At 47.7% G+C, this 8,506-nt stretch carries 8 protein-coding genes and 1 pseudogene; 7 read left to right on the top strand and 2 right to left on the bottom strand.

Annotated features, from left to right (window positions below):
• Window positions 1–182, bottom strand: a 182-nt coding sequence (locus NC996_RS27805) for a hypothetical protein (RefSeq protein ID WP_242037517.1), incomplete at its 3' end; no start/stop codon positions are given.
• 208 nt (window positions 183–390) lie between these two features.
• On the opposite strand from NC996_RS27805, the gene NC996_RS27810 reads away from it, so the two are divergent.
• From NC996_RS27810 to NC996_RS27835, 6 genes are all read left to right on the top strand, one after another.
• Window positions 391–525, top strand: coding sequence for a hypothetical protein (locus tag NC996_RS27810; RefSeq protein ID WP_277879736.1), 135 nt, complete (start codon window positions 391–393; stop codon window positions 523–525).
• Window positions 526–528: 3 nt separating this feature from the next.
• The gene (locus NC996_RS27815; RefSeq protein WP_190684887.1) at window positions 529–840 is read left to right on the top strand and encodes a hypothetical protein; all 312 of its coding nucleotides are present in this window, start codon (window positions 529–531) and stop codon (window positions 838–840) included.
• A 22-nt stretch (window positions 841–862) separates the two neighbouring features.
• A complete protein-coding gene (locus NC996_RS27820; protein WP_190684889.1) occupies window positions 863–1,126 on the top strand; it encodes a hypothetical protein in 264 nt (87 codons plus the stop codon).
• Window positions 1,127–1,280: 154 nt separating this feature from the next.
• The gene (gene dcm, locus NC996_RS27825) at window positions 1,281–4,382 is read left to right on the top strand and encodes a DNA (cytosine-5-)-methyltransferase (protein WP_190684892.1); all 3,102 of its coding nucleotides are present in this window, start codon (window positions 1,281–1,283) and stop codon (window positions 4,380–4,382) included.
• A gap of 90 nt (window positions 4,383–4,472) precedes the next feature.
• Window positions 4,473–6,632 carry a CHAT domain-containing tetratricopeptide repeat protein gene (locus NC996_RS27830; protein WP_190684894.1) on the top strand — a complete coding sequence of 720 codons (2,160 nt, stop codon included), beginning with the start codon at window positions 4,473–4,475 and terminating at the stop codon, window positions 6,630–6,632.
• 145 nt (window positions 6,633–6,777) lie between these two features.
• Window positions 6,778–7,674 carry a pirin family protein gene (locus tag NC996_RS27835; protein WP_190684897.1) on the top strand — a complete coding sequence of 299 codons (897 nt, stop codon included), beginning with the start codon at window positions 6,778–6,780 and terminating at the stop codon, window positions 7,672–7,674.
• 582 nt (window positions 7,675–8,256) lie between these two features.
• Here NC996_RS27835 and NC996_RS27840 read toward each other — a convergent pair.
• Window positions 8,257–8,379, bottom strand: coding sequence for a hypothetical protein (locus NC996_RS27840; RefSeq protein ID WP_277879737.1), 123 nt, complete (start codon window positions 8,377–8,379; stop codon window positions 8,257–8,259).
• Between the two features lie 29 nt (window positions 8,380–8,408).
• On the opposite strand from NC996_RS27840, the pseudogene NC996_RS27845 reads away from it, so the two are divergent.
• Window positions 8,409–8,506: pseudogene (locus NC996_RS27845) on the top strand (IS630 family transposase); the annotation flags it as partial.

The raw sequence follows: 8,506 nt of genomic DNA on the forward strand, positions 1-8,506 counted from the left end.
GTTTTTTTTTCTTGCTGGCGTTCCCTCGCTGCCTTAGATGCCAGATAACTCAACAAATTCGCAAGGCTGCGCTCCTCCTCTTCCGCCCATTCGGAAAGGATTTGATGGACTTCTTCGCTCAATGTAACTGTTGTTCGTTGCTTGGTCATGAGGTCGTCGCTTAAATCAGGCGTATTTGCCATCAATGATATCCTCATAGCATTTTAAAAAGATTGTATACATCAATTATGTTGCCATCCGTATTCTATGCTAATTTATGTAGTAGAACACTAAAAGTTACCGAAAGCAGTCAAAAGATGCTTATATTTGGCATCTGGTTGTCTTGAGTGCATTTACTTCTTAAACGTAGATGCAGTAAAGCTTTCAACAATCAAAACAAGTGAGGAACATATGCAGACAGCTCCCCAACTTGCACCGCATTCCGCCTCTTCTCCCCCAGTTCTGGCAACGGGATACGACGGCGGCAACGGTAGCGTCAAATTAGTAATTGATAATGCTGAAATCCGCATCCCATCGTATTTCTAGGCATTGCACAGTGAGATTTACGATATTCCAGAGTCGTCTGAAGGTAGTTTGATTGAGTATTTGGCAGGTGATCGCTCTGACCTCATCGGTCAGCGTTGGTTAACAGGCCATCCCGCCTATCAAAACAATCCTCAAGGCTATGCACGGACGGTAGATGACGGGGCTGGAAAAGTTAAATACGGCTTGCAATTGTTCTTGGGTGCGCTGGGTACGTTGCCGCATCGCGCTCGGTGGAATCTCTCGGTCGTAGCAAGCATCCAAGATGCTCAAGCCTTTGGGACAGAACTCAAAGAATCCCTCCAAGGCACAGCATAGTATCTGGGTCAACGGTAAGGGCGTGAGCTGGATTAATTTATCAGCCAGTGCTGTGTTGGAAGAAGGTGCGGGAGCTGTGGTTTCGGCACTAGCATCCAGCACCAATCAACCAAAAACACAGAACATTTTCATTGACCTCGGCAACAGCACGATCATCTCTTCTGTGTTTGGTTCTGGTGGAAAGCTCGTTGCCCGAAAAGTCACATCTGGAGGTGTCGATGCGTTGATTGAAGCGATCGCAAAAAAACACCGACACTCGTCGTCAGCTCATGAAGGAAGGCAATAGACATTTGATTCGAGCTGGCATTGAAAGCGGATCTTTCGAGTACGGGACAACTGGCTGGAACTTGCGCCAAATTTACAACACAGAGTTGAAGCCTTGGGTGTCCTAAATTGGAACGCTACACCCTACTTCTTTCTCCTGCCACTAGCGTTAAACCATGACAGAAAGGGTCATCACTACTCACCAAAAAGCTCCACCAAATGCCCCCCTGGCTGTGGAGCTATTTGCGGGAGTAGGGGGGTTCTCCCTCGGCATGAAAGCGGCTGGGATAGATGTTGCGTTAACGATTGATTCGGACAAACAGACTCTCGCTACCTACGCTCAAAACTTTCCCTCTACGTCCATCCTCTGTGCTGATGTGCAAGAGCTGACGGGACTTGAGATTCGCCGTCTTCTTGAGCTGTCCCATCGCCAACAAGGGTTAGAGTGGGATGGGAAAATTGGTCTAGTCTTTAGAGGGCCTCCCTGTCAGGGTTTATCCAGAATTGGCAAACGGGATGTGGATGACCCCCGCAATCAACTAATTGCCCATTTCTGTCGTCTGGTCGAAGAACTTCAGCCTACTGCTTTTGTTCTGGAAAACGTTCCCGACTTGCTACTGCCCAAATACGCAGGTTTAATCGAACCTTCTGTGCAACAGTTACAACAGGCAGGATACAACACCTGGACTTGGGTTCTAAATGCCTTAGACTACGGAGTCCCTCAAAGTCGAAAACGGGTCTTTGTTGGAGGAATTCTCCACCAATTTTCTCCCCAGTTGCCAACAACAGCATCTCACGCTGTCACTGTAAGGGAGGCGATTAGGGACTTAACATTTTTATCAGAAGAGGCGTTTCCCCAACTCTTCGATACTGATGAATTGCAACTAAACCAGAAGCAACCAACTCTGGAAGCCCAACCTTCCGAGTACATACTTAAGCTCGAACAGGTATTCCCTTCACCACCCACAACTAATCCTCATCTGTTCACAGGCTGTTGTCTCACCCGTCATACACCATCAGTTGTTGAACGATTCAAGGCTACCGCACCGGGAACGAAAGAGCCTAAAAGCCGTTTTTACCGCCTTAAGTGGGACGGAGTTTCCCCAACTTTGAGAGCCGGAACGGGAAGCGACAAGGGACGGCACACCGCGGCCCGTCCGATTCACCCCACCCAGGCCAGAGTAGTCACAGTCCGTGAGGCGGCTCGCCTGTCCTCTTTCCCGGATTGGTTCCGTTTTCACCGGACGATTTGGCGAGGTATGAGACAAGTTGGGAATGCCGTGCCACCCCTGTTGGCGCTGGCGGTGGGGAAAGCCATTTATCAATGTCTGACACAACTAGAGGGTGCAACAGCAATGGAGACAGCGACTTTAACTGGCGTGATCGCCTCTGGCAGTGCGCCGAGCGCGATTGCCAGAGGCACTGCGCTTCGCGCAATCGCAGACATATCGCCCACTCAAAAGCTTACTCCGGGTGAGTATCAACTAGACCCCAGACTCCTCAAACCCCACCCGCGCAACGCTTCTGTCTATGGCGAGGATGAAGGTGTTTCGGACTTGGTGGAATTGATTGGCAACTCCAACTGGCTCAATCCGCTAATAATTACTCCTGATTTCACCATTATTAGCGGTCATCGGCGTTGGAAAGCAGCCCTTGAGTTAGGGTGGTTAAGCATTCCCGTGATTGTTAGGGAGTTCAAGGACGCTCGCGCCGAACTAGAAGCGCTGCTGCTGGGGAATGCTACCAGGGAAAAAACAATTGAGCAGAAAGTGCGGGAAGGCGCTTTATGGAAGGAAATCGAGCAAGAAAGTGCAAAACTTCGACAGGGAACCCGTCGAGACATCCAGGAAAATTTTCCTGGATGTTGCGAGCAGTTTGGGCAATCTCGCGATCGTGTGGCAAAACGTGTGAGCTTAGGTTCGGGGAAAACATACTCCAAAGCAGCTAAAGTGGTTGAGGAGATTGATAAAGCCGTTTCGAGCGGACACCTTGCTCGTGCTAAGGCATTGCGAAGTGTTTTGAATCATCAAAGTGTAGACGGAGCTTACAAGCTGACTCAAAAACCTGTTGCCCAGAGCGACCCGATTTTAGAATTAATTGCTAGTGGAGAGGTTTGCACGAGCAAGCAAGCCCAGTCGTTGCTAAAGAATCGGCAACGGTTAAAAGAGCGATCGCTCCTTTTTCCTCCACAAGACGAGCATGATTTGTCCAACTTGCTTTCACATCATCTCACCCTAAAGCCAGGGGGTCTTGTAGAGATTTACGCACCAAAACTTTCTGACTGGCATCAGCGCCCTGCCCGTATAGAATCGGTGGATGAGAAGCGGTGTAAGGTGTGGAAGCGAAATGTTGAGACGATGGAGATGGAACTACGCAGCTTTCCCCATGCCGATTTGACTCCTCTCCCCTTATCAGAAGTGCCGTCCCTTCTCGAAATCAACTCGCGTATAGAAGCGTTGTACCAAATCGTAGGTCTAGACCCATTTGACCGATACATTTTACAGTCGCTAGAGCGTTGCGTAACTTTGACTCCAACTGAACGGGAATATTTCAACCGAATTGAGTTGAAATATCAGCAAGAACAACAATCAACCCAGAAGGAGGCAGGAAATGAGGAACGGGAAACGGTGAGGAGCGAAGCGTTCCCCGTCCCCTCGTTAAACTCGTCAGTACCTGATGTTACTCTCCGACATGAACACTCAATACCTGTTAGCTCTCCTCATGAATATCGAATCGAAACCTTTGAGTTTCCTCTACCTCCAACGCTCAACGAGATGATTCGCGAAGGTACAGGCGGTTGGCAAGCTTCGGCTAAAGAAAAGCGGGAGTGGACAGAACTAATTGCCTCTTACTGTAAAGGAGCGTATCAGTTTCAAGGAAAAATTTGGCTGGAGTATGTATGGCGAGTCAAGAATTTAGCTCGCGACAATAACAACATTGCCGCTGCGACTAAGTACATTGATGACGGCTTAGTTGAAGCGGGAGTGATAGCGGATGATTCACTCAAATATATCCAATCTCCAGTCTGCCATTGGTACGTTCAAAGTAATCAAGACATGGTTACTGTCAAGATAGCCAACGTGCCGATTTACAACGGAGAGCCATTAACAACAATGGGTGGTTCAAGCGAGTTTCTCACTGCTGTTTCAACCCAAGCGCAATTGTCTACAGCACTGCGGAATGTTCCACCAGCAAGGCTATCTGTCCCAAGTCAAACAGTGGAGAATCCTCAAGAGCTGCTTTTATCAAAATCGAACTCTATATCCTACGCTCCATAAAACTAGATGACCAATCAGGATATGATGAGTGCGATCTGTGCCTAAGCCAATAGTAAGATTTCACCAATAGTTATATACCTTACCCTTACTATGCGATCGCAGATTGGAATCCTGGCATTCCTGATTCTTGTAACCACCGTTGCAGCACCTGTATTGTCCGAGCAAATTGCTTCATTTTCAAGAAATCAGGTCTTGGCTCAAACCACTTCTTCACGCAAAGAAGAGGCAGTCCGACTCAGTGTGCAAAGTCAAATATATTATCAGAACCGTCAATTTAATTTAGCATTGCAGTCTTTTGAACAAGTACTGAAAATTTATCAGGAAATCCAGGACTCTCAAGGTGAGATTAGTACTCTGATTTGGATGGGAGTTATTTACATTGCTAAAGAGGGAAACTATTCTAAAGCAATCGAGTACTATCAGCAGGCATTATTGGTCAATCGAGGCATCCATAATGCCGATAAGCAGAATGAAGCAGAAATACTCAGCTTTCTGGGAGCTGCTTACCTTTACTCAGGAAACTACTCCGAAGCGATTGAGTTTTTTCAGCAGAGATTGGCAATTGCCAAGGAAGCGCACAACCGTTTAGAGGAGGATTCTGCTCTAAACTCACTAGGAGTTGCTTACTATAGGCAGGGTAACTACTCCACAGCGATTGAGTACTATCAACAGGCATCAGCTATCAGTCGGGAAACGGGTGAATATCTTTACCACGAGTCAAACCTGTATAATCTAGGATTTCTTTTCTACAAACAAGGTAATCTTACAGCAGCAGAGAAGACACTCTTTGAGCTAATTAAGGTTCATGAAGATTTCTTAACTTACTCAGGTAATTCACTGTCCATCAGTCTCCAACCCGATCTCACGACAATAGGAGCCTTTGAAAATCAACTTGTATCCTACCGTCTTTTACAACAAGTTTTAATTGCTCAAAATAAACTGAATGTTGCTCTAGAAATTTCTGAACGAGGCCGTGCTAGGGAATTTGTAAGGATATTAACTAATAGATTGAAGGGGCAACTTGCAACCGAAGGCTCTGCTAGCCTACAAGCTTCAATCCTTACCACTCCACCCACCATAAGAAAACTCCAACAAATTGCAAGAGAGCAAAAGGCTACCCTCATAGAATATTCAATTATTTACGACTTCCAGTTGAAGGATGGACATTTTAGGAGTGAACAAGATTCTAAGGATGAACAAGAAACCCACGAATTAGCACTCTACATTTGGATCATCCAGCCTACAGGAGACGTGACATTTCGCCAAGTTGACCTCAGACCTTTGCGGAAGCAGCAAAACACAACTCTAGCAGACCTCGTAACCAGTAGCCGTGAAGCCATTGGTGTTAGGGGTCGTGGTTTAGGAGTAGCTGCCAGAATCGATAAGCCTCAGCAAACCAATCGCTTACAACAACTTCATCAATTACTAATTGAACCCATTACCGACCTACTGCCACAAGACCCCACTTCCCACGTCATTTTCATTCCTCAAGAATCTCTATTTTTGGTACCCTTTGCCGCTTTACAGGACGCAGCAGGCAAATACCTGGTAGAAAAGCACACTATTCTCACTGCACCTGCCATTCAAGTTCTAGATTTAACTCACCAACAACGGCAACGGGTCTCAGGGAAAGATATTTTAGTTGTGGGCAATCCCACTATGCCCCAAATTGGTAACCCACCCCAACAGTTGCCGAGTTTACCAGGTGCACAAAGAGAAGCTGTAGCTATTGCCCAACTCTTCCACACTAAAGCTATTACAGGCAGTCGAGCCACCAAAGCTGCGGTTTTGCCCCTGATGAGTCAAGCTAGGATTGTCCATCTAGCAACACACGGCTTGTTTGATTACTACAGTGATACTGAACTTGAGGGGTTTAATCTTCCAGGGGCTGTTGCTTTAGCCCCTAAAGGTAGTCATAATGGTTTGCTGACGGCGACGGAAATCCTGAAAAAACTTAAGGCGGAATTAGTCGTTCTGAGTGCCTGCGATACGGGTAGAGGAGACATCACAGGAGATGGAGTTATCGGGTTATCTCGTGCCCTGATTACCGCTGGTGCCCCCAGCATTATGGTGTCTCTCTGGTCAGTTCCTGACGCTCCTACAGCGTCTTTGATGACGGAGTTTTATCGCCAGATGCAACAGAAACCGGATAAGGCTCAAGCATTGCGGCAGGCGATGCTGATAACAATGAAACAATATCTTGATCCCAAAGATTGGGCAGCTTTTACCTTAATTGGGGAAGCAGAATAAGCTTGATTGGGTGTTAGGGTTAGTTAGGATGGAGCAGCACATTAGGATTGAACTCGTTTACATACCCAGTATGAAGGTCGATTGACTTGAACAATCTAGGAGACAATGTCAATCTATCATTCAGAATTACGGGGTAATCTTTGCTATGTCCAACAGCATTGGTGATGTTCTTGAACCCGAAGTTAAAGATTTGGGTGGATTTGAGGCTCGGCGCATCTTGCCTCACGCAACTCGGCAGATGGTTGGACCATTCATCTTTTTCGACCATCTCGGCCCAGCTACCTTTGCACCGGGTCAAGGGATAGATGTGCGACCGCATCCGCATATCAATTTAGCAACACTGACTTACTTGTTTGAAGGGGTGCTGCTCCATAGCGATAGTCTCAAGGTTGTTCAAGAAATTCATCCCGGAGCCGTTAACTGGATGACTGCGGGTCGTGGCATTGTTCATTCGGAGCGATCGCCCAATGCTGTTCGGAGTCGCGAAAGACGGCTACATGGCATCCAGACGTGGCTCGCACTTCCAGAGGAACATGAGGAGACCGAACCTTGGTTTCGTCACTACCCAGCGACTGACATCCCCGCTTGGCAAGATGGGGGTGTCGAAATCACACTGATTGCAGGGCAGGCGTATGGTCGCACATCCCCCGTTCAAACGTTCTCGCCGATGATTTACCTCGATGTCCAACTGCCGAGTGGAACCCAGTTCACGCTGCCTCCGGACTATAGTGAACAAGCTGTCTACAGCGTTACAAGCGGTCTGAGCGTAGATGGCAAACCGCTAGAGCCACAACGAATGATCGTTCTGAATCCCAATCAGACTGTGAGCATTAGTGCGAAAGCTGACGCTCGTTGCATTGTGGTAGGTGGCGAACCTGTCGGTGAGCGGCACAAGTGGTGGAATTTTGTTTCTAGCCGCCTTGATCGCATTGAGCAAGCGAAAGCGGACTGGAAGAACGGACGGTTTGAGCGGGTTCCACACGAAACCGAGTTTATCCCGCTGCCTGAAGAACCCCTCTCGCGACCCGAACAACCTCTCTAAGAGACTACCTCAAACTTGTTTTAACGCTGTTCAGCCCTACCTGTTTAAAATTATCTTCCTTAGGTACAGGAGCTTATTCCTATTGAGGCGTGGCGGCAGCTTGTTGCATCCAAAAATCATTCCATCAGCGCTATGCTCGCTTATGCAGTATTGTTTAGCCCCGTGCAGGGAAGGAAGAGGATATGCGAGAACTCTTGGAAACAACGACTGAATACGCGATTCGCTATCTTGAAGGCTTGGATGCTCGTAACGTTGCGCCAACAGAGGAAGCGATCGCTATCTAGTTCGGTGGGACGCATGGTACACACTGTCAAAGAATTGCGAAAATTGAGCTGGCAGCGATCACGGTTTATCTTTTCAAGACTGATCCGACTGCTCTCGAAGGGTGTAATTGCGCTCCTTTCAGGAGCAACGCCGCAAGGTAGGAGCGAAGCTTGCAGAGTGTAAGGTGCGATCTGCGCGATCTGTGGGGTGACTTATGCCTTTGAAACGATAAACCGCATGGAAAAGCCGCAGGTGAGATAGCAAAAGTAGGCTAAAGTCGGGAAAGTCATCGATTCCGACTGGGAGGAAAGTTCTCTGTTAACTCCAATTGACCGTTCTGGGTTGATAGAGCAGAACTTTTGAACCGCTGCCCTGAATGCGATCGCCAGTGGGGAAAGTATAGCAACCGCCAAGATAGTTAGGACGTAGAGTAGAGATCACCTGTGGTCCTGAAATTATTCAAGCTGCTCATGGCAAACCCCTATAGTTATGACCTGCGTCAGAAGGTGATCCAAGCGATCGAGTTAGACGGCATGAAGAAAAGTGAAGCCGCACAGGTGTTCCAAAT

The sequence above is a fragment of the Trichocoleus sp. ST-U2 genome (genome assembly GCF_039961875.1).
Classification (GTDB): Bacteria; Cyanobacteriota; Cyanobacteriia; order Cyanobacteriales; family FACHB-T130; genus FACHB-T130.